Annotated in this window: 16 protein-coding genes; 11 read left to right on the top strand and 5 right to left on the bottom strand. The window is 54.2% G+C overall.

The window, feature by feature from the left end; translation table 11 throughout:
• Nucleotides 1-298: 298 nt before the first annotated feature.
• Genes IEW12_RS10345 through pdeM form a run of 4 tightly spaced genes read left to right on the top strand, consistent with a single transcriptional unit; the run spans nt 299 to nt 6,101 of the window.
• A complete protein-coding gene (locus IEW12_RS10345) occupies nt 299-1,360 on the top strand; it encodes a ligase-associated DNA damage response exonuclease (protein WP_188565981.1) in 1,062 nt (353 codons plus the stop codon).
• Entirely contained in the window at nt 1,353-2,996 is a 1,644-nt protein-coding gene (locus tag IEW12_RS10350) for an ATP-dependent DNA ligase (protein WP_188566777.1), read from the top strand. The genes IEW12_RS10345 and IEW12_RS10350 overlap by 8 nt, the downstream gene beginning before the upstream one ends.
• The gene (locus tag IEW12_RS10355; RefSeq protein WP_188565982.1) at nt 2,980-5,442 is read left to right on the top strand and encodes a ligase-associated DNA damage response DEXH box helicase; all 2,463 of its coding nucleotides are present in this window, start codon (nt 2,980-2,982) and stop codon (nt 5,440-5,442) included. The genes IEW12_RS10350 and IEW12_RS10355 overlap by 17 nt, the downstream gene beginning before the upstream one ends.
• Nucleotides 5,439-6,101 (top strand): ligase-associated DNA damage response endonuclease PdeM, encoded by a 663-nt coding sequence (pdeM, locus tag IEW12_RS10360; RefSeq protein ID WP_188565983.1) that lies wholly within the window; start codon nt 5,439-5,441, stop codon nt 6,099-6,101. The genes IEW12_RS10355 and pdeM overlap by 4 nt, the downstream gene beginning before the upstream one ends.
• On the opposite strand, the gene IEW12_RS10365 is transcribed toward pdeM, so the two are convergent.
• The 5 genes from IEW12_RS10365 to IEW12_RS10385 all read right to left on the bottom strand — a co-directional run bounded on the left by IEW12_RS10365 (nt 6,102) and on the right by IEW12_RS10385 (nt 12,769).
• A complete protein-coding gene (locus tag IEW12_RS10365; protein ID WP_188565984.1) occupies nt 6,102-7,172 on the bottom strand; it encodes a flavodoxin family protein in 1,071 nt (356 codons plus the stop codon).
• Between the two features lie 56 nt (nt 7,173-7,228).
• Entirely contained in the window at nt 7,229-8,245 is a 1,017-nt protein-coding gene (locus IEW12_RS10370; RefSeq protein ID WP_188565985.1) for an SDR family oxidoreductase, read from the bottom strand.
• Between the two features lie 40 nt (nt 8,246-8,285).
• A complete protein-coding gene (locus IEW12_RS10375) occupies nt 8,286-9,983 on the bottom strand; it encodes a thiamine pyrophosphate-binding protein (protein WP_188565986.1) in 1,698 nt (565 codons plus the stop codon).
• Between the two features lie 148 nt (nt 9,984-10,131).
• Complete coding sequence (locus tag IEW12_RS10380; RefSeq protein WP_188565987.1) at nt 10,132-12,234, bottom strand: catalase; 2,103 nt, start codon at nt 12,232-12,234, stop codon at nt 10,132-10,134.
• A 79-nt stretch (nt 12,235-12,313) separates the two neighbouring features.
• Complete coding sequence (locus tag IEW12_RS10385; protein ID WP_188565988.1) at nt 12,314-12,769, bottom strand: hemerythrin domain-containing protein; 456 nt, start codon at nt 12,767-12,769, stop codon at nt 12,314-12,316.
• A gap of 126 nt (nt 12,770-12,895) precedes the next feature.
• Between IEW12_RS10385 and IEW12_RS28815 the strand changes: the two genes are divergently transcribed.
• From IEW12_RS28815 to IEW12_RS10420, 7 genes are all read left to right on the top strand, one after another.
• Nucleotides 12,896-13,486, top strand: a complete 591-nt coding sequence (locus IEW12_RS28815; protein ID WP_229751034.1) for a BON domain-containing protein — start codon at nt 12,896-12,898, stop codon at nt 13,484-13,486.
• A 10-nt stretch (nt 13,487-13,496) separates the two neighbouring features.
• Nucleotides 13,497-14,018: a hypothetical protein gene (locus tag IEW12_RS10395; RefSeq protein ID WP_188565989.1), complete on the top strand. Its 522-nt coding sequence runs from the start codon at nt 13,497-13,499 to the stop codon at nt 14,016-14,018.
• A 167-nt stretch (nt 14,019-14,185) separates the two neighbouring features.
• A complete protein-coding gene (locus IEW12_RS10400) occupies nt 14,186-14,647 on the top strand; it encodes a hypothetical protein (protein ID WP_188565990.1) in 462 nt (153 codons plus the stop codon).
• 145 nt (nt 14,648-14,792) lie between these two features.
• A complete protein-coding gene (locus IEW12_RS10405; RefSeq protein ID WP_188565991.1) occupies nt 14,793-15,770 on the top strand; it encodes an ABC transporter substrate-binding protein in 978 nt (325 codons plus the stop codon).
• Nucleotides 15,771-15,779: 9 nt separating this feature from the next.
• Nucleotides 15,780-16,799 (top strand): ABC transporter substrate-binding protein, encoded by a 1,020-nt coding sequence (locus IEW12_RS10410; RefSeq protein ID WP_188565992.1) that lies wholly within the window; start codon nt 15,780-15,782, stop codon nt 16,797-16,799.
• Entirely contained in the window at nt 16,799-20,017 is a 3,219-nt protein-coding gene (locus IEW12_RS10415) for a hybrid sensor histidine kinase/response regulator (RefSeq protein ID WP_188565993.1), read from the top strand. The genes IEW12_RS10410 and IEW12_RS10415 overlap by 1 nt, the downstream gene beginning before the upstream one ends.
• 445 nt (nt 20,018-20,462) lie before the next feature.
• Nucleotides 20,463-21,344 carry a DMT family transporter gene (locus IEW12_RS10420; RefSeq protein WP_188565994.1) on the top strand — a complete coding sequence of 294 codons (882 nt, stop codon included), beginning with the start codon at nt 20,463-20,465 and terminating at the stop codon, nt 21,342-21,344.
• Nucleotides 21,345-21,390 lie beyond the last annotated feature (46 nt).

A 21,390-nucleotide genomic window follows, 5' to 3' on the forward strand; every position in this document is an offset into this window, starting at 1 on the left:
TTTTGTTTTTTGGCTCTGCCGCCACATCGTGACCGCAACGCGGTAGCAATTTCGACACTCGATTTCACTATGTTGGCGTCACCGAACACAGTCTGAATCTGTCTACACGCGGAAATCACAGGGCCTTATACAAAACGGCAAACAGCCAGTACCATAGATAAACACGCTTCCGAGGTTTCGGCCAGAGTACAGATGGAGGCAGGCAGAAACCGCAAGCAAGGGCCTTGGAAAGTACGCTACTTAACGGATCACCGCGCTGTTCAAGGTTTTAATAGGTTTTCAATCGATTGAAAACAAAATGACAGAGCTCGTGACTGTACGCCCTGAGGGACTTTACTGTGAGCCGGGAGATTTTTACATTGATCCCTGGCGCCCTGTGTCACGTGCAATCATTACCCATGCTCATTCTGACCACGCGCGTATCGGTCATCAACATTACTTGACAGCCGCAGCCGGCGTCGGAATTCTCAAGTCACGCTTGGGCGAAATCAATATCGAAGGCCTGCCCTATGGGCAAGAGCTAATTCACAACGGGGTCTGCATTTCACTTCATCCGGCCGGCCATGTGCTAGGTTCCGCGCAAGTCCGGCTAGAGTACAAGGGTGAAATTTGGGTCGCTTCCGGTGACTACAAGCTAGAGGCGGACGGAACCTGTACAGCTTTTGAACCAGTGCGTTGCGACACCTTCATCACCGAATCCACTTTTGGGCTACCCATTTATCGCTGGCAGGCGCAGCAGGAAATTTATCAGGACATCAATCGCTGGTGGTCGCGCAATAAAGAGGAAGGGCGGACCAGTGTGCTGTTTTGTTATTCATTCGGAAAAGCGCAGCGTATCCTGCACGGGCTGGACAGCAGCATAGGCAGCATTGTTTGTCACGGCGCGGTGCAGGCACTGAATCAGATTTACAGAGACGCCGGCATTGTCCTGCCACCGACAAAAATGGTGGACGAGATTCATGATAAATCTGAACTGAAACAAGCTATCGTGATTGCTCCTCCTTCTGCTGGCAACTCCCCCTGGATCAAGCGTTTTGGCGATTATAGCGATGCATTCGCCAGCGGCTGGATGCAGTTGCGTGGCGCGCGCCGCCGGCGCGGTGTAGATCGCGGATTTGTGCTGTCCGACCACGCAGACTGGCCCGGACTCATGCAAGCCATCCAGGCAACCGGCGCCGGCCGCGTGATTGTTACGCATGGCTCGATACCGAGCATGGTGCGCTTTTTACAGGAACAAGGCTTGCAGGCCGGAGGCTTTGATACTGAATATGGCGATGAGGAAAATCCCGCCGAAGTTCCCAAGGTCGCTGAAACCACGAAAAGCGTTGACGATACTGACAACAGGCCCGGCCATGCATGAATTTGCCGACCTGTATGCCGAACTGGATGAGACCACATCCACCCTGCGCAAAGTGGAAGCCCTGAAACAGTACTTTCGCCAGGCTGCGCCAGAGAACGCGGCATGGGCAGTGTACTTCCTCGCCGGAGGAAAACCGCGCCAGGCGGTACCGACCAAACTGTTGCGGCAATGTGCGATAGAGTATGCAGGGCTGCCTGAATGGCTGTTTGAAGAATGCTACAACGCGGTGGGCGACCTTGCCGAAACGATCTCGCATATCCTGCCCCCGCCGAAGGTGCACAGTCGTCTGGGCCTGGCCGAATGGATGCTGCAAAGAATTGCGCCTTTGCGTGGAGCAGCGCCGGAAACAGTGCGCGCTGCACTGTTTTCCTATTGGGAAGATTTGACCACGCGAGAACGCTTTTTGCTCGTAAAGCTGATAGGCGGCAGCTTCCGGGTAGGCGTTTCCAAATTGCTCGTCACGCGCGCGCTGGGGGAAATAGCCGGCGTGGATAGTAAATTATTGGCCCAGCGGCTGATGGGATGGACGGATGGCCGAAGCTCCCCTACCGCGGCCGGCTTCCTGCAACTAATCAGCCCGAAGTCAGACAGCGAGCAGCAAGCGCGAGGTGGCCAGCCCTACCCTTTCTTTCTAGCCCACCAGTTGGCTGCCGCACCGGAAGCCCTTGGTGATATACAAAACTGGCAGGCAGAATGGAAATACGACGGCATACGCGCCCAACTAGTACGCCGCGACAGCCAGACGTTTTTATGGTCACGCGGAGAAGACTTGATTACCGAACGTTTCCCTGAAATAGCCGGCATCAGCCTGCCGGAAGGGACGGTGATTGATGGCGAGATTCTAATCTGGACTGGCCTGAACCCCGCACCTTTTTCTGATTTGCAAAAACGCATAGGCCGAAAGACCTTGTCGAAGAAATTGCTGGAAGAGCTGCCGGCGGTACTGCTGGCTTATGATGTATTGGAGCTGGAGGGCAAAGACATCCGGCACTTGCCGCAGCGGGAGCGTCGCGCGCTACTGGAAGGTCTGGTGACAATGGTGGATGCCGCTGTGCTTAAAATTTCTCCTGTGCTGGTCGCTACCGATTGGAGTGAGCTGGCTGATATGCGGCTGGCTTCGCGCAGCCGCGGCGTAGAGGGAATGATGCTGAAAGCGGCGAACGCCGAATATGGTGTAGGCCGCACAAAGAATGTAGGCACCTGGTGGAAGTGGAAAATTGATCCCTACACCATAGACGCAGTATTGATCTACGCGCAGAGCGGCCATGGTCGCCGCGCTTCTTTATATACTGATTACACCTTCGCCGTGTGGGATGGCAATGACGCAAGCAGCCGTAAGTTGGTGCCTTTCGCCAAAGCCTACTCCGGCCTCACGGATGCCGAAATTGCGGAAGTGGATAGCGTGATACGAAAAACCACGGTCGAAAAGTTTGGGCCCGTCCGCAGCGTCACGCCCAGTATGGTGTTTGAGCTGGGCTTTGAAGGCATTGCGCTGTCAAGCCGTCATAAGGCCGGTGTCGCGGTCCGTTTTCCCCGTATCTTGCGGCGGCGCGAAGACAAAACGATAGAAGAAGCGGATACTCTGGACAATCTAAAATCCCTGCTGGCGACCGATGCCGATGAGCTTAGCGAGTGAGACCGTCAAATCCTGGTTCTCCACGCGCGGATGGAAAATTTTTCCATTCCAGCGCCAGGTCTGGAAAGCAATCGCCACCGGACAATCCGGCTTGCTGCACGCCAGCACCGGCTCTGGAAAAACCTATGCGGTATGGTTTGGCGCATTGCTGCGCTCCATGGCTAAGAAAGCCTCAAAGCGGGAAAAAGCCAGTTTGCGCGTGCTGTGGATCACGCCTATGCGGGCCCTGGCAAACGATACATTAAAGGCGCTGGAAATGCCTCTGGCAGAATTGCGCCCGGCCTGGTCCATTGCTACCCGCACAGGCGATACGAGTTCGGCGGAGCGAAGTCGCCAGGCAAAAGCACTTCCCTCAGTGCTGATCACCACGCCTGAAAGCCTGTCACTTATGCTGAGCAAGGCGGATGCACAGAGCCAGTTTGCATCTTTGGACATGATCATCGTCGATGAATGGCATGAACTGATGGGCAACAAGCGCGGAGTGCAGACACAGCTTGCCATTGCCCGGCTGCGCCACTGGAACCCCATGTTGCTGACATGGGGTTTGTCTGCCACCCTGGGCAACTTGCAACAGGCCCAGAACGCCTTGCTGGGCACGGGCCAGGGCATACTCGTGCAGGGCGAAAAGAGTAAGCAGATCAAGGTGGATACCCTGATACCGGAGCATATCGCGCGCTTCCCCTGGGCTGGGCACCTCGGCATACAAATGCTGCCCGCGGTGATACGGGAAATAGAGTCAAATAGCACTACATTGGTTTTTACAAACACGCGTTCGCAGGCAGAAATCTGGTACCAAAACCTGCTGAACGCCCGACCTGACTGGGCTGGCCTCATTGCACTGCATCACGGCTCCCTGGCCAAGGAAGTACGGGAATGGGTCGAGCAGGGCTTAAAATCAGGACAACTGAAAGCAGTCGTCTGCACCTCCAGCCTGGATCTTGGCGTGGATTTCCTGCCGGTAGAGCGCGTATTACAAATTGGAAGCGCACGCGGCGTGGCGCGGTTATTGCAAAGGGCCGGGCGCAGCGGCCATGCGCCTGGGCGCATCTCGCGGGTGCCCCTTGTTCCCACCCACAGTCTGGAATTGCTCGAAGCGGCTGGCGCCAAGCAAGCGGTCGCGCTGCGCCAGATAGAAGCGCGGCAGGTACCGGAAAAACCGCTGGATGTGCTGGTTCAGCACTTGGTCACGGTAGCGCTGGGCGGAGGGTTTCGTTCAGAAGAATTGTATGCAGAAGTCAAAAACGCCTACTCTTATAGAAATTTGACTGAGGAAGAATGGCAATGGGCACTGGACTTTGTCGCCAGGGGCGGCCAAAGCCTGACTGTCTATCCGGAGTACCGCCGCGTCTTGCCGGATGAAGACGGAGTTTACCGCGTACCCGATATCGCATTGGGGCGCAGGCATCGCATGAGCATAGGCACCATCGTGTCGGAGGCCAGCGTGAACGTCAAATTTCTGACTGGCGGTCGCATCGGCACAATAGAAGAATCATTTATTTCCCGCTTGCAAAAAGGGGATCATTTTCTTTTTGGCGGCCGCATTCTGGAATTCATCCGTTTTTATGAAATGACTGCCTATGTCAAGCGGGCTACTGGAAGCAAAGGCGCAGTGCCCAGATGGCAAGGCGGGAAAATGCCATTGTCGTCAGAGCTGGCACACGCCGCGCTGGAACAATTGCGCCTGGCCTCCAATGATGAATTTAAAGGGCCGGAGATGCGTGCGCTAAAGCCGCTGCTGGATATCCAGCAGCACTGGTCTGCTCTGCCTACCGCGGAAACCCTGTTGATAGAAAGCTTGCATAGCAGGGAAGGCTATCACCTCTTCATGTATCCTTTTGGTGGCCGCGCGGTGCATGCGGGCCTGGCCTCATTGATCGCGTATCGGGTCGCGAAAGAAAAAGCGAATACTTTTTCCTTTGCTTTCAATGACTATGGCTTCGAGCTGCTGGCGCCGGAGGCGGTGGACTGGATGTCTTTCTTCCGGGGTGAAAACGGTAGTGAGGTAGCGCTCTTCAGCATTGATCACCTGCTGGAAGATGTGCTGGCCAGCCTGAATGCCACCGAACTTTCCCAGCGCCGCTTCAGGGAAATAGCCCGCATCGCCGGATTGGTATTCCAGGGCTACCCGGGGCAACCGAAATCCAACCGCCAGCTACAAGCTTCATCCAGCCTGTTTTTCGAAGTGTTCCGCAAACATGATGCCGGTAACCTGCTATTGACACAGGCGCAAACAGAAGTTCTGGAGCAGGAACTGGAGCTGGTTCGCCTGCGCAACACGCTGCAGGAACTGCAGGGCCGTCGCATCGCGTTCACGCAATTGCCTAGAGCGACACCATTTGCCTTCCCGTTGATGGTCGAGCGGTTCAGAGAAAAGCTGAGCACGGAAAAACTCTCGGACCGGGTTGGCCGCCTGTTGCGCGAACTTGAGAAAGCCGCCACGCCATGAATGCCTGCGAGCTGAGTATAGCCGGGGAACTATTGCTGCTGTTGCCGCAGAAGGCGATTTATTGGCCGCGTGAACGCACATTGATTGTAGCGGATGTCCACTTTGGAAAAGCGGCTTCCTTCCGCACTTTAGGCATACCTGTGCCGCGCGGAACCACGTCCGAAAATCTGCACATTCTGGATACGCTGATCACTTCCTACGATATTGAGCATATCGTGTTTCTGGGTGATTTCCTGCACGGCCCCAACCCGGCGGTATCAACGATGCTTGCACTGTCCGCGTGGAGAGTCCGTCACTCCAGGCTGGTAATGACGCTGGTGCGCGGCAATCATGATTTGAGAGCCGGCGATCCGCCTGCCGACCTGAACTTTCGTATCGTGGATGAACCCGCCGTCATGCAACCCTTTGCCTTTTGCCATCATCCCAGCGTAACCACAAATGCCTATGTACTGGCAGGCCATGTGCACCCTGCCTACCGGCTTAGCGGCAGAAATGAGTCATTGCGCCTGCCCTGCTTTGTATTTGGCGCCGGCCGCGCCATCCTGCCTTCTTTTGGCTCATTTACCGGCGGCTATACCATTACGCGCCAAACGGATGAGCAAATTTTTGTCGTCGCAGACGATGCAGTAATTGCCATAGGTAATAGCAAAACAGGATGATTATTTGGGGCGAGGCTTTTCGACCGATGCATCTGGGACGGACAAAATACCTAGCCTCAATTCACCGACCGCACATGCAACAGCCCTAGCCACGTTGCGAACTTCTTCCTGCACCATTAAATCCTTATCCAGAGTCTCATGGCTCTCCGCGTAGGACTCGTAGTAGCCAATGAACCTGTCCAGCCGCGATAAGGGTCCAGCATCAATCAAGCCCATCCAGTCCAGCCAGTCAGACAAACCTCGCCTTACGCCCTCTATGCCGGCCACATCCCCATGTACTACCAGGCCATATACTCGGCCAGCCAGATGCTTGGGGTAAGGCCAACCCTTCAGTTCCAGTTCTTTTGCCTTCTTTGCATCCTTGCCCGATGTGGAGGTGGGGTCGGGATTGCCGCCGTCCGCGCATACCAGCCGGTCTATCATCTGTTTCAGAACGCCGGGGGTCTGATACCAATAGACCGGTGTCATGATAATGACGGCATGGGCCGCGACCCACTTCTCGTAAATTTCCGCCATCCAGTCGTGGCTTTGCCGCAGCCCATGATTGGGATAGCAACTGCAAGGCCAATGGCAAAGCGGCATGGCGGTGGACACACAGGCTTTGCAGGGATAGATGTGTTTATCGTAGGCAGATGTCAAGGTGCTGAGGTCCAGCACGTCTATCTCCATGTCGGCATCTTGTAAAATTTCGCTAGCGATCTTGATCAGCCGAAACGACTTGGACATTTCACCAGGACAAGTGCCGTCATTGCGGGCAGAAGCACAGATCAGCAATACTCTTGACGGAGTGGTCTGCTTTTTTTGCTTTACCTCGGCTGCTATTAATTTATCGCGCGTCACCCGCCACTCCACCGAGAGTTCGTATTCAGGATCGACAAATCCCGGACCAGCCTTGGCGGTAACTGGTGCTTTGTGGGAGTTGGCGTAATTTGACCATGCCACTTCCTCAATCTTTTGTATCTCGGTGCGAACACTGTCAAAGCTGGGATCAACGAATGAACGCTTAAATTCCATATGGAACTCATCCCTTTGCAGTTTTTCTGGGGCTTGCCCCATGCGTGGCTCAGTCATGCAAGTCTCCCGATGAATTCTCATTTAGCGAATCGAATCAACTACGCGCGTTCTCTTCATCCCACGCTGCCGGTGATCGGCAACACAATGCCGGTCACATAACTGGAACAGATAGACGAAGCCAGGTACACATATGCCGGCGATATTTCTTCAGGCTGCGCAGGGCGGCGCATATCCACGTCGGCGCCAAACTGGCTAATATCCTGGCTGGATTTATCCGCCGGGTTCAATGGCGTCCATACCGGTCCCGGCGCTACCGCATTGACACGGATGCCTTGATCCAGCAAATTGGAAGCAAGCGACTTGGTAAAAGCATGAATCGCGCCCTTGGTAGTGGAATAATCCAACAGCTCCTTGCTTCCATGCAAACCGGTTACCGACCCGGTGTTGATAATGGATGCGCCCTTGCGCAAGAAAGGAATGGCGGCCTTTGCCATGTGGAAGTAGCCATATACATTGGTTTTCATGGTCTCGTCAAAGCGTTCTTCGGTCAGGTCCAGTAGCGATTCCGCATGCTCCTGGAAAGCCGCATTGTTGACCAGCACGTCCAGCTTGCCGAATTTGTCTACCACCTGCTGCACAGCCATCTTGCAAAAAGCAGAATCTTTGACGTCGCCGGGTATCAGCAGGCACTCCCGCCCTTCCGCTTCTACGTACCGCCGCGTCTTTTCCGCATCGTCATGTTCGTTCAGATAAATAATGGCCACATCTGCTCCCTCGCGGGCAAACAGCACGGCCACCGCACGGCCTATACCGGAATCGCCGCCGGTGATGATGGTCACGGCGTCTTTCAATTTTTCACTGCCCTTATAAGCCTCCGCCATAAATTGAGGCTTCAGTTCCATTTCCGACTCATGGCTGGGCTTTTCCAGATGTTGCGACGGAAAAGGAGGAGATGGACGTTCTATCGCACTGGTTTGCACCGCTTTCTTTTGCTTTTCCGCCCCCTTGGCCTGCGGTTGCTCAGCGCTTTTCACATCCTTGCTGTCTTGCTCGCGCTGGATTTCCTTTTGCCGCTCACTGGCCACTTGCGTGGAGTTTTCCGGATTTTCCCTGGATTCTGAAATAGACATGCTTCCTCCTTGATTGAAAACATTTACTAAAGACTATGGACTAACGCTTACCGCCTATAGATAGCAGCATTTCTTTTGCACGGGCCAAGCCAAAGCGCCAAATCTGCTCTGCCTTGATATGCGGCATGCTGGGCAGCTCTGCCGGATCTATAAACACATTCAATATCGCTGGGCCGGGTGCACTGAGCAATTGCTGCAAGCCATTGTCCAGCTCGGAGGTTTTTCTGACTGTAAAACCCTGCGCGCCGCAAGCCTGCGCATAGGCCGCAAAATCGATATTGGGAAATTCGCTGCCTTTGTAGGCCGGCAGGCCAGCCTCTTCCATCTCCAGATGCACCAGCCCCCATTCGCGGTTATTGAAGACAATGACCTTGATCGGCAATCTATGTTCAACGCTGGTCATGAATTCTCCCAGCAGCATCGTAAAACCTCCATCGCCAACTGCGACGACCACCTGTTTCTCCCGATTCAGTATTTGCACGCCATTCGCCTGCCCGAGGCTGGTGCCGACCGCCGCATTATTGAACGACGCCAGCAATCTTTGCTGGCCGCTCTGGCGCAGCCAGTTGCCGCACCATAGAGTAACGACGCCGGTATCAATGACAACAGTGGCATCGCTTTCCAGCTTGTCGCTGACCGCACGTACCACCGCTTCCGGATTGATCGCCTGCGCATCATCCCGGCGCTTGGCTTTCTTATCCAGCATCGCATCCCAGTTTTCCCGATCGCCATTGACGCGTAATAAAAAATCTTTTTCCTCCCGCTGAGGAAGTTGCAACAGCAACTGTGCAATCGTAGGCCCTACCGAACCCCGTATACCCAGCTTGACGCCGGTCCGGCGGCCCAGGATTTCTGCGCGCGTATCGATCTGTATGACGTTGCCGTGCTCAGGCAGGAATTCCGAATACGGATAATCGGAACCCAGCATCAACACCAGATCCGCGTCCTTCAAGGCATCAACACCTGGCGCTCCGCCGATCAAGCCGACTCCGCCTATCCAATACGGATGGGCATAAGACACCATATCCTTCGCGCGGAAGGTATGCATGACCGGCGCCTGCAGACGTTCAGCCAGTTGCAGTACCAGCCGGATTGATGAGCGGCAACCATCACCGGCAAAGATGGCAATTTTTTTTGCGCCCGCAATCAAGTGCAACGCCTCTGCCACGTCGGCAACTGCAGCCGCAGTTTCGGATACCTGGCGCAAAGTGGGCAAGCTGAGTATCTGGCCCTTGGTCATCGCCTTGAATACTTCCGGCGGAATATTGATATGGGAGACGCCGCGCATGCCATAGGCACGGGCGATCGCCTGGTGAAATACATGGGCCGCCTGATCCGGGCTGGCCAGCGTCTGCGTGTACACAGCGACGTCACGAAACAGCAAATCGGGGGAGTTTTCCTGCAGATAATCATTGCCGCGCTGCGTTGCCGGCACGCCACCGGAGATTGCCAGCACGGGAGCATGATCCTTGTGCGCTTCATACAGGCCGGCAATCAGGTGGTTTGCGCCAGGGCCAGTAGTGCCGCAGCAGACTGCCAGCTCGCCGGTCAACTTGGCTTGCCCCGCCGCAGCCAAGGCCGCGCCTTCTTCATGCCGCACGCCTATCCACTGGATATCCCTCTGCGTGCGTATCGCTTCCGTCAAGGGATTCAAGGCATCGCCGACGACACCGAATATGTGACGTACACCTACTTGATGCAAGGTATGGACCAAAAGCTCTGCAACTGTTCTTTGCATAGTGCTGCCCCTATTCAGATTGTTCAGTAATAAAATAGCCGCCGGACAAAAGCAGCAAATTCCGATTTGCCACGGCCAGCGGCGGCACTAAATAGTAGTGCGAGTACTCTCCCCAGCTCTATGCGCTAGCACACACGGGTTACAAGTATCAAACTTTAGCTTCGCGCGACCATTGCCGTGTCTTTGCTTCACGGATGAAATCATCTACCGCTTCCGCGTCAATAATCCCAATGTCTTTCTTGATTCCTGCGGCCTTCAGCAAAACCTTACCCCCATCGTCAACGGCAATGGCTTTCAAATGGGTATAAGCATCCCGGATAAACTGCAGGGCAGCGGGCTCTTTGGACAATTTCTCCGATGAACCCGGGAGAATGACGGCAATCGCATCGAACATGACGGAAGGCGTTCCTGCCAATTGGGAATCAACTTTCAAATCGCTGCCATCACTTAGCTTGATGGCAGCGATTTTAAGAGACACAATTTTCACGCTCGCCCCTGCCGCCACTGTTTTTTTCCTCACTGCATCAATCGCCTTTCTGTCAGAACCTTCCACGGCAAGAATTCCGACCACACGCCCTTGCAGCGTATCTTTCATCTTGCCTATTAACTGCAGGGCCGGCGAAGGCTCAAAATCCTTGGTATCTACCGCAGCACGCGGTGGAGGCGGTACTTGGACCAAGCCCAGGCCATCCGCTACTCGCTGCGCCAGATGCACATCGATATGCACCAGGTGGCCGACCATTGCCTCTCGGATATGGGGGTGCTCTACTTTGGACAATTCAAATACGAGTGCAGCACAGATGTGCGCCTGCTCAACTGCCAGTTGGCTGCGATAGAACTGGCGAGCCTGGCTATAGTGATCAGCAAAGCTTTCCGGCCGAATCCGTCCTTTGTTGCCGCTTTCTTGTACAGCTACGCTGGAAAAACCATGTGTGGGAGTTTCCCGCGGAGATTGAGGAGACAGTGAATTCGGTTCGTAGGCAACCCTGCCGGTCGGTTGTGCCATCTGCATATGGCCATCGCGCTGATGGTTTGCGAACGGACATTTGGGCACATTGACAGGGATTTGATGAAAATTAGGCGAACCCAGGCGGGATAACTGCGTATCCAGATAAGAAAACAATCGCCCCTGAAGTAAGGGATCATTGGAAAAATCAATGCCTGGAATAATGTGCGAAGGGCAAAAAGCAACTTGTTCGGTCTCTGCAAAGAAGTTGTCTGGCCAGCGGTTCAGTACCATCCGCCCTATCACTTGCAGCGGGACCAATTCTTCCGGTATCAGCTTTGTTGCGTCCAGGTGATCAAACGGAAACCTGTCTGCCTCCTCCTGCGTAAATAGCTGTACGGCCAGTTCCCATTCCGGGAAAGCCCCGGCGCTGATGGCCTCGAACATGTCACGCCTATGAAAATCCGGGTCGGCTCCGGCTATTTTGACGGTTTCGTCCCAGATAGTGGATTGCAAGCCCAGTTTGGGCCGCCAGTGGAATTTCACAAACGTGGACTCGCCTGCGTCATTAAGGAGGCGGAAGCTATGGATGCCGAATCCTTCCATCATCCTCAATGAGCGCGGCAAGGTCCTGTCCGACATGATCCACATGACCATATGCATCGCTTCCGGCGTCAGGGAGATAAAATCCCAAAACGTGTCGTGGGCTGTTGCAGCCTGCGGAAAACCACGATCCGGCTCCATCTTGACCGCATGCACCAGATCCGGAAACTTGATGGCATCCTGGATAAAGAACACCGGAATATTGTTTCCCACCAAATCCCAGTTCCCTTCCTTGGTATAGAATTTGACAGCAAATCCACGTACGTCCCTGGGAGTATCGGATGAACCGGAACCGCCGGCAACGGTGGAGAATCGCGTAAATAACGGCGTCTGAACACCCACCTCGGTCAGGATTTTTGCCTTGGTATATTTCTTGAGAGATTTTTTCAATTCAAAAAAACCGTGGATGCCGGTACCCCTTGCATGCACTATGCGCTCAGGAATGCGTTCATGATCAAAGTGGGTGATTTTTTCTCTGAGGATAAAATCTTCCAGCAAGGTTGGGCCCCGCGGATTGCTCTTCAGAGAATTTTGGTTATCCGCTATCGGTGTTCCCTGATTGGTCGTCAGTTCTGGCTGATCAATACTGCCGATCTGGTGCAACTCTCCGCCGTTACCAGGCTGTATCTCTGAAATACTGTTTGTTGTCGCAGACTTGGAAACTACCTTGCTGCTTTTTTTTTGCAATTTATCTTGGGCCATTACTTACTCCTGGGCGCAGTGTTTAAATGGACGCCACTTGGGGCGAAATGGGCGAAAATGAAGATGCCTTCTATGCCCGCTATACGACGGATTCGATTTCCTCGCGGCGCTCCAGCATTTGCCTGCCGAGCGCCACCAGATCCAGATCGGTCTTTCTTGTTTTAGGGAACATGTCACCCTCTTCTTCACCGACGTGATGTTCAATCTGTTCGGAAAGCACTTTGACCTTGGCGTCGTACAGATCGTCGCCAGGGTCCATGGCCTGAAGCTGTGCAATCAGTTCTTTGGCGCTCGCATGCTCGACAATAGCCTCATCCATCAAATCACCATCCTTTATTGCCTGGCGCACAGCTGGATAGAACACTTCTTCCTCAATCGTGGTATGAACCGTCAACGCGTGGCAAATCTTGTCAGCAATTTTTTTCTTACTCACCGGAGCGCGGTCGGACAGTTTCTCGTAATCGGAAAAGAGGGCTTTGACTTCTTTGTGATCTTTAACCAGCATGGCGATGGCGTCTGGCGATTTGGAATTCATGGCAGTTCTCCTTGAGGGTGAATGACCATGGTCGGCAGATCAGCAAAGCGCGTATGTGCGGTGGCACACAATGATTCTGTAGGACAGGAAAAATAAACCCGGCCTTATATCTGAACAGGAAAAAGCGTGGTCAATTTGAATGCCGCAAATTGGCTTGCGTTTTCGTCCGTTTTTCTCCAGATATTTAAATATTGCCTGGAAACCCTACAACCACAAGGGTTCGCTGCCGAACAGAGCACGGCTACCTATCGCCCTACTCTTGCCCTGCCCGCTGATTTAAGCGGAAATTACAGGAGGCAAAAAATGAGAAAACCCTATTGGATTGCCAGCATTGCGCTAACTCTATGCTATGTCGGTCCATGCTTGGCCCAGTCCGCAGATAGCGCACCCAATAAGCCAGCGACCGGAATGTCGTCGGCGAGCGCCGATAATTCAAAAATGAATGCTCGCGACCGCAGCGACGCCGCTTCTACGCCACAAACACAGAATAATAATGCCGCCGATCGCAAGCTACTGGCGAAAGTGCGCCACGCTATTGTCAATGACAAGTCTTTGTCGATGATGGCGCACAACGTCAAGATCATGGTGCGGAGCGGCGCGGTGACTTTGCGCGGACCGGTTAACTCCGAAGCAGAGAAAGCAGGCGTCGAAAATGTCGCCAAGCAAGTCGCCGGAGTGAGCAACATCGACAATCAGTTAGATATCAAAACCAAATAAGGAGCACATCATGAAACACGCAGTCTATGGCATCGCCCAAACCCGCCACCAGGCAGAGTCCATCGTCGACCATTTAAAGGCGGCAGGATTTTCCAATAACGAAATTTCCGTTTTGCTCCCTGACACCGATGGCACTCGCGACTTTGCGCACGAACAAAACACCAAATTGCCGGAGGGCGCTGCAACGGGTGGCGCCGCAGGCATGGGGGCCGGTGCAATCATTGGCTGGCTGGCCGGCATCGGATCGTTGGCCATTCCTGGCGTTGGCCCCTTCATCGCAGCAGGCCCTATCCTGGCAGCCTTGGGTGGTGCTGCAGTTGGAGGAGCCGCAGGCGGGCTTATTGGCGGCTTGGTAGGCATGGGTATCCCGGAATACGAAGCAAAACTATACGACGGGAAAATCAGAAGCGGCAATGTACTGATCTCAGTACACACCGAGAATTCAGACCAGGTTCATGCTGCGAAGGAAGTGTTTAAAAACGGTAACGCCGAAGACATTCATTCAACCGGCGAACCCAATCCGCCTAAATAAGGGCCTGGTTCTCCCCACGTAATGCCTTATGGCATACTGCGACGCCTAAATGGAGTTTCCATTTTTTTTTGGGCGTCGCTGCAAAGACATGCGAGCTTCTGCGATTTCCGACGGTCCCTTACGGACCACGCACCAAGCTGCTTTTTCATCAACTTCGTAAGGATGTTATGAAATTCAAGTTTAGAAAAAATAGCGGAAAAATCCGGCTACTCTATTCCGATGGGAGTTTTGGCAGCAATATCATAGGTCACGACATTGGACTGGAGCAGATTGGTTCCACGCTTTATTTAACAGTCTATCTGGAAGAAAACCTCTCTTCCGATCGTGTGGGGCAAGCCTGCCAAAGGGAGTTACTTTCATTTTTCTTAAAGCCCGCGCTACTTCTATCCTGTGAACTACAGAATGCCGAAATAAGTGAAGAACTATGTGTCTTTTGGCGCCAAAACCCTCAATCAATTTGGCAACTGCATCTCCTTCACAAGGAGAGAGGCGCATACGTCTATGACGTTACTCCGCTTCAGGTATTGTTTAGCGTATCTCTAAAAGTACGCCAATTTACAGGTATTCAAGTTATTGCCAATAATGATAGGGAATACCTGTCTTCCCATAGCTCAATCACCATTTTGTAGCTTAGATTTTTTATATTGCCGAAAATTCTACGAAACCGAATTTAGTGTAATTTTGCAATATTCGCCTGATTGCAGATATGATGGAGTATGAACAGGATGGCCAGACTGCCCCTTCCGCCCTACTCCAACAAATAATCTCAGGCACATGAAAGAACTCCCCGCGATATTTCGCATTTTGGCCTTGCTGCTGGCCTTTGCCTTTGCACCGGATTTATCTGCGAGCGAACTGACCATTGCAGTCAGTACGACTGGCATGTCCACGCCATTTTATGTTGCGGAAAAATTGGGCATGTTTGCACAGGAGGGTTTGAAAGTGAAGCTGCTGGATTGCCCCAGCGGTTCACGCTGCATCAAGCAGATGTTTGACGGCAAGGCGCAATTGGCAACGGTCTCCGACCTGCCCATCATGTTCAACAGTTTTGAGCGCAAAGACCTTGTCGTGTTGAGCACTTTTTGCACGACCAATTTCGATACCAAACTGATCGTGCGTAAAAGCGGGAATATCACGTCCGTAAAAGATTTGGCTGGCAAGCGGATTGCAATCCCCATGGGTACCTCCAGCCAATACGCCTTCGACCTTATTGCGCTAGCAGAAGGCCTGGACCCTCGCAGCATGGGATTGATCAATATGGCCCCCGAAGATATGCCCCAAGCCATGTTGAGCCATAAAATCGATGCAGCAGCTGTATTCGAGCCCACAGCCTATAAGCTGGTGCAAGAGCTGGGAGGCGAGGGACAAAGGCTGAATATCGAATCCGTCCATACACTAAGTTTTAACCTGGTCACGCTGAAGCCGTCGATGAACACTCGCCGGGACGACATGGTCAGGCTGATGCGCGCACTTGACAACGCGGCCCTCTATATTCAGGGCAATCAGGAAAAGAGCAAGGCTATCCTGCTGGAGCATCTTAAGCTGGAACCCGCTTTCATTAGCTGGGCCTGGTCCGATTTCCGCTTTAACCTGGTGCTCAGCCAGTCGCTGCTGACATCGCTGGAGTCAGAAGCGCGCTGGGCCATACGGGAAAACCTGATCAGCAATCACCAGATCCCCAATTTTCTTGACGTGCTGGAACCGGCAATACTCCGCAAGGTCCGCCCGGGCAGCGTTACCTTGGTGAAATGAAGCGCCACCATGCACCCGCTTTCCACTACCTGCCACACCGCGTTTCAGATACTGGCCCGCAAGCATGCGCTCTGCGCAGTGATGCTATTTGCAGCAATGTGTTGCCGCCCCCCTGCCGCCCAAGCAGAGCCACTGAAAACCGTCGTCTACGCAAGCGGCACTGCCGTACCTTCTACGGTGATTCTGGTGGCGCAGGAACAGGGATATTTCGCCAGGGAGGGGCTGGAAGTCAGGATAGAGAACTGCATCGGCGCTTTCCGCTGCATGCTGGACATGATGGAAGGCAAGGCACAATTTTCCAGTGCGGGCGATCTGGCGGTTATGTTCAATGGGGTGGATCGCAAGGACTTTGTCATACTTGCCACGTATTCGAGCAGCACCTCCCTGCTGAAACTGGTGACACGCAAGAGTGCGCACATTGAAAAAGCACAGGATCTCGTCGGCAAACGCGTGGGCATCATCAAGAGATCGGCTTCGCATTATTTCCTGGATAATTTCCTGCTGTTGGAAGGCGTAGAACCCAAAAGCGTGGAACACGTGTTCCTAGATCAGGAAGACATGTCGGCAGCACTCCAGAACGGCAGTGTGGACGCCATTTCCACTTTTGAGCCAGTGGCAGGCAAACAGCTTGCAGCAATTGGCAAGGACGGATTTGAAGTCAGCGTGCCGCCTTATAATCTCAGCACGCACCTGGTCGCGATGCGCAAGACAGCAATGCAGTCGCGCACCGAGACCATTAAATTACTAAGAGCAATGGACAGGGCCGTACAGTTCATTGCTGCAGAACCGAAAAAAGCCAAGGCCATCCTGGCCAGACGCAGCGGCATGGATGCAGCATCCGTGGATGCTGTCTGGGCCGGCTCCCAATTCAAGCTAGTACTGGACCCATCCTTGCAAGTGACATTGAATAGCGTCGCCCGCTGGGCGAGAAATGAAAATCTGATCAGCGATACGCAAATCCCCGAATTTTCTAACTTCATTTATCCCGAGCCTTTAAACGCGGCTAAAGCGAAAGGAGTGGGAAAATAATGCAAGTACGCCGCCTGCTCCTGCTGATCGTAGCGTTCAGCATCGCTATCGGCCTGGTGGCCAGTTTCACGGTATACACTGCCAGGGTAAAGCTTGACCTCATCAACCAGGAACAACAGCAAGCACAATTGACGGCGAGGCAGATGTCCAGCCTGCTGGTGCTGACCCAGGAATATATGCTGGACAATAATCAGCGGGCGGTAAAACAATGGCTACAGCGCCATGCGGAATTGAGCGCCGCCTTGTCCAGCTACCATCCTCTGACGCAAGTGGGCAAGTCCGAACTGGAAGATATGCAAAACCGCAACACGCGCCTGCAAAACCTGTTCGCGCGCATCACCAACCAGCCTGTGGACATGACGCAGGACCTGGCGCGCAGGCGCGCGGCGGTATTAGTCGGGCAACTTATCTCAGAAGTACAGGCGATGGGAGAGAGCACCTATCGCTGGGCGGTGGCAGCAGAAACAGAACGCGCAGAGCGGGAACATTTCTTGTTCTCGGCAAGGGTCATACTGCTGGCTATCGTGGTCGTCGCATTGTTCGCAGTTGCCTGGATTTCGTTTACCAGGCTGATACGTCCTTTGACCAAGCTGGTGGATGCAACCAAAGCTGTCAGGGACGGCGACTTCAGCTACCGATTGGAAGCCGAAGGCATTGACGAGTTCGGCACTGTCTCGCGTGCCTTCAATGCAATGACTACCGCGCTGGATGTCAAATCTACCGAGTTGAACCAGGCTTATGAAAAGCTGATGCAGGAAGCGCTACAAAGCCGCCGCATGCAGCAGGATTTCGAATCCTTGTTCGAGTTGTCGCCGGGCGCTGTTATCGTCATTGATAAGCTAGGCAATATTGTGAAGGCCAATGGCAAGGTACATGAATTGTTTCAGTATCCGGCCCATACGCTGGCCAATCTCGACCTGAAGCAGCTGATACCGCACTTGCATGATCAGCATCTGTCTTTTACGACAGTCGGCGATGCCGCGCGGCTACCGGAAACCCAAGGTATGCTAGATATGCCGCAGATGTTTGAAGGCCGACGCTATCTGGGAGACAGCTTTACTGCGCAGCTCACCTTCAGTCCCATGATCCTGGACAAGGCGCCCTGCACTATCGTCATCGTCCAAGACGTAACGGAACAACAGCAGTTGCAGCATTCACTGAGGACGGCCAAAGAGCTGGCCGAAGCAGCCAGCCGCGCCAAGAGCGAGTTCGTCGCCAATATGAGCCATGAGATCCGCACACCGATGAATGCTGTGCTGGGCATGACCTACTTGCTCGGCAATTCAAACCTGTCTGCGGAGCAAAGGAAGTATCTGGAGATGATACGTGCTTCGGGACAATCGCTGCTGGCCATCCTGAACGATATTCTCGATTTCTCAAAAATCGAAGCCGGACGCATGGAATTGTCCGAATCTCCCTTCCTGCTGGACGACGTGCTTAAAACCCTGGCTAGCATCATGATGGCCAATGCCAGTGCCAAAGACCTGGAACTGGCCATCGGCATTGAGCCCAATGTCCCGAATATGCTGGTCGGCGATGCCTTGCGCCTGCAACAGATATTGATCAACCTGACCGGCAATTCGATCAAGTTTACCGAACGCGGCGAAGTCAGTATTTACATAGAGATGCTTGCCCGGCATGGGCAGGAAACCAGCTTGTGCTTCCACGTACGCGATACCGGCATAGGCATGGACCTGCAGCAGCAAAACCGGCTGTTCTCGGCGTTTTCCCAAGTGGATGAATCGCTGACCCGGCGCTTCGGCGGAACCGGCCTGGGCCTGGCCATCTCCAAAAGCCTGGTAGATTTGATGGGGGGTGATATCACTGTTAGCAGCCAGCTAGGCGTGGGCACGGAATTCAGCGTCACCTTGCCGCTAAAACTAGCCGCCGGCGAAACCAACAAGAGCCTGCGACGCAAGGGCCTGAACGACCTGAATATATTGATCGTCGACGACAATGCGACCAGCCGCGAATACCTGGACAAAATGATTACGGCCTGGCATTGGCGGGCGGATAGCGCGGACTCGGCAGCCACTGCGCTGGAACGCATCCGCAGCCTGCATGCCAGCGGAGGCTCCTATGACGCGCTCCTGCTGGACTGGCAAATGTCCGGGGTCGAAGGCCAGAGCAATATGCAGTTGCTGCGGCAAGCCTTTCCTGAGCAAGCCATGCCAGTGGTCCTGCTGACCAATGCTTATGGCCATGCATCGCTGCTCAAAGACAAGGCGGCGGCAGCGGCGGACGCGGTGCTGGTAAAGCCGATTACCGGCTCCAGCCTGTTCGACTCCCTGCACGAAACCCTGATGACACGCAAAGGCGCAGGCAACTCACCGCTTGCCCTGCGCCTGCCTGGCCTGGAAGACCGCATACGCGGTGCGCGCCTGTTGCTGGTGGAAGACAATCCATTCAATCAATTTGTCGCCAAGGGCATGCTGGAGCAGCACGGTGCCATTGTCGATGTGATGGAAGATGGTCAGAAGGCATTGGATCACCTGCGCCAGTTTGCAAAAAATTACGATCTGGTGCTGATGGATGTGCAAATGCCGGTTATGGACGGTTATGCCGCCACTAGCGCGATACGTAGAGAGCTGAAGCTGGACCTGCCCATCGTTGCGATGACGGCCGGCGTGATGGAATCGGAAAGGGACAAATGCATAGCCTCCGGCATGAACGGTTTCATTGCCAAGCCTATCGATGTGGAAACCATGCTGGCGACCATAGGCCAGCATCTGGATATCTACCGGATGGCGAAGATCCATCCCGTAGATAAAGCGCTTGGTAAACACCAGGACCAGCCTGCGGATGGAAACGGAGTTCCACACGGGCGCCACGACAAGATTGCTCCCAGCTTTGATCCGCGCTGGTTTCATGCATTGACCAAGGCCAGCTCCGTACACAAGCACACCATACTGGGCTTCCTGAAAAAACTGATAGAACGAGGCACTTCCCCTGTGCGGGAAGCCCAGGTTGCATGGAGCAGCGGCAGCCATGCAGAGGCTGCTCACCTGTTCCATAAAATGCGCGGCACGATAGGCACGCTGGGCGCAAAGCGATTTGCCGACCTGACGCTGGAGATAGAAAAAGCCATCAACGACAATAACCAGGCAGCGGTCGAGGCGATGTTCGTCATCGTCGAACAAGAGCTGGCCGTGATGATAGCGGAAGCCAGCAAATGGCTGGCTGAATTGCCTGCCGATGACGAGGATGGCGGCAAATAGTTCATGTGATGAATTCTTTTCAGGAGTCGCCAGCAAGAACATCCAAGACTGCGCGCCGGTTTGCCAGCATACTGTCGCGTAGTTGCTAGAACTCATTTCATAAATAGGAGTGAGATGCGTTTGCCTTAAAAGCGGCGCTGGCAATGTGGTGGAGCAGGGGTTTTGCGCAGCCTGCTGCGCACCTGCGCAACGATACGGGCTTACAAGCCCGTATGCGCCCTGCAAGGGCGAGGCGTCAATAGCGGGGCTATTGACAACGAGCGCAACGCAGTACAGCGCCGCTTTTAAGGCAAACCCTTCGGGAACGGCCCATTTGGGCGCATTGCAGCGTTGTGCCGCTGGCAAAGACGTCCAGTCTTTGCGTCGCGACACGCCTTGCACTGCATCCCAAATGGACGCGTTCGCACTCGCTCCTATTTATGAAATGAGTTCTAAGTCATCCAGCATGAATCAGCATCCTCCCAAATACATCCACCTCGCCCCCTACGTGTTCATCCTGATCTGGGCCTCAGGCTATGTCGTTGCCAAATATGGGCTCCCGTACGCAGAACCACTGACCTTCCTTAGCCTGCGCTACGCCGGGGTGTTGCTGTTCATGGGTATACTGGCTGTCACCATGCGCGCGCCCTGGCCTGCCAGGAATGCGTGGCCGCATATCGCCATCGCCGGAATATTGATGCAGGCCTGCTATCTGGGCGGTGTATGGTGCGCGGTCAAACTGGGCATGCCGGCCGGTGTGGCTGCATTGATCGTCAATACGCAGCCGGTGCTGACTGCCTGCCTGGGCCCTCTGATCGGTGAAAAGACAGAAAAACGCCAGTGGTTCGGCCTGGTGCTGGGCATGCTGGGCGTGGGGCTGGTAGTGGCGAACAAGATTTCCGTCATCGGCATGAGCAGCGCCAGTATCCTGTTGGCTGTCTTTGCGCTGCTGACGATGACGGTAGGTACGATGTACCAGAAAAAGAAATGCCCTTCTTTCGATGTGCGCACCGGCCAGTTTATCCAGTTTACCGCCTCGCTGATACTGACCTTCCCGCTGGCCCTGTATTTCGAATCACAAACCGTGCAATGGACGCCGCAATTTTTCGGCGCGCTGGCATGGTCGGTATTTGTGTTGTCCGGTGTCGGTATTTCGGTGCTGTTTGTGATGATACGGCATGGCGAGGCAACCAAGGTTACCAGCTATATGTACCTGGTGCCGCCCGTCACCGCGGGCATGGCATGGCTGATGTTCAATGAGCGGTTTACCGTCACGGCGATGATAGGCATGGTGATTGCCGTGGCTGGCGTCGCGCTGGTGGTGAAGAAACCGGCCGCAAAAGGCTGAAACGATCGCGGTGCATAATGATCCCACATCGGTCATCGCTCAACGG

Source organism: Parundibacterium terreum, assembly GCF_014636315.1.
GTDB classification, from domain to species: domain Bacteria; phylum Pseudomonadota; class Gammaproteobacteria; order Burkholderiales; family Burkholderiaceae_D; genus Undibacterium; species Undibacterium terreum.